Origin of the sequence: Pseudomonas mosselii (genome assembly GCF_005796105.1) — a bacterium.
Taxonomy (GTDB): Bacteria; Pseudomonadota; Gammaproteobacteria; order Pseudomonadales; family Pseudomonadaceae; genus Aquipseudomonas; species Aquipseudomonas mosselii_C.
Genome location: NZ_VAUO01000039.1, coordinates 1 through 1428 on the forward strand (window position 1 = coordinate 1; position 1428 = coordinate 1428).

Annotated in this window: 1 protein-coding gene; it reads left to right on the forward strand. The window is 53.6% G+C overall.

Going from position 1 to position 1428, the window contains the following annotated elements; translation table 11 throughout:
• Window positions 1-48: 48 nt before the first annotated feature.
• Window positions 49-1400 (forward strand): IS3 family transposase gene (locus tag FEM01_RS23985; RefSeq protein WP_138221888.1). Its coding sequence is split into 2 segments (ribosomal slippage): window positions 49-519 and window positions 522-1400, totalling 1350 coding nucleotides; the frame shifts between segments, so codons are not numbered across the junction.
• The last annotated feature ends 28 nt before the right edge of the window (window positions 1401-1428 follow it).

The window sequence follows — 1428 nt, forward strand, 5'->3', positions numbered from 1 at the left end:
TGGACTGCCCCCAAGAAGTTGGACACCAATCCAACCCTTGGGGGACCTATGGGAAAGTACACCGAGCATTTCAAACTCACAGCGATCAAAGCCTACCTAGATGGCACTAACGGCTTCCGAAAGGTGGCTCAACACTTCGGTATCGATTGCAGCCTGCTCCGGCGCTGGGTGGCCAGTTATCGAGCCAATAATGGCATCGGTTCAGGCTCTCCTGGGCAGCGCTATACCAGTGATTTCAAGCGACAGGTGCTCAGCTACATGTACGAGCATCGGCTTTCGCTGCGCCAGGCCGCGGCCCACTTTGGCCTTGGACAGTCCTCTCAGATAGGCATTTGGCAGCGGCAGTACTACAGTGGCAGTCCTGCCCCCTCTACTGCCAAGCCAAGAAAGCCAATCAACGTGTCGAAGAAGATCAAGCCTGCCAAACCCACCAGTACCCATGATGATCAGAAGTCTCGAGATCAGCTGATGGCTGAACTTGAGTACCTGCGCATGGAGAATGCTGTCCTAAAGGAGCTCAAGGCGCTGCGCGAGGAAAAGGAGCGAACACGCGGGAAAAAGTCCTGATCGTTTGCAAACTCAAGCACAGGTTTCCATTGCCTGACCTCCTTCAGTTTGTCGAGCTGGCGCGCAGCACCTTCTACTACCAGCTCAAAGCTCAGCAGAAGCCAGATCGGCATGCTGAGCTCAAGGCGTTGGTGTATCGCGTCTACCACGAGCAAAAACAGCTTTATGGTTATCGCCGCATTGCGCTTGTCATCAGGAAGGAAAAGCGGGTGAACAAGAAGGTCATTGAGCGGCTGATGGCTGAGCAGGGATTGAAATCAGTAGTGCGCCCCAAGAAATACCGCTCCTATCGAGGCACCGTCGGCAAAGTGGCAGCGAATCTGCTGGAGCGGAATTTTGTCGCGCAACGCCCAAACCAGAAGTGGGTAACCGACGTAAGCGAATTCAAAGTAGCCCAACAGAAGCTCTATCTATCGCCGGTGATGGATTTGTACAACGGCGAGATCGTGGCCTACGAAATGGCTAATCGCCCGTGCTATAGCCTGGTGGGGAACATGCTCGACAAAGCGCTCGATTGCTTGGGAGAAAAGCCCAAGCTCGTGCTGCATTCGGATCAGGGATGGCATTATCAGCAAGCCCAGTACAGGCATAAGCTCAGCGAGCGCGGGGTAAAGCAGAGTATGTCTCGCAAAGGCAATTGCCTGGACAACGCGGCCATGGAAAGCTTCTTCGGCACGCTCAAGTCCGAGTTTTTCTACCTGAAACGTTTCGAAAGTATTGATGAGCTGAGAGCCGGTCTGGATGAGTACATTCACTACTACAACCATGATCGTATCAAGCTGAGACTCAATGGCCTAAGCCCTGTGGAGTACAGGACTCAGGCTGCTGCTTAAAACTGTCCAACTTTTGGGGGGCAGTCCA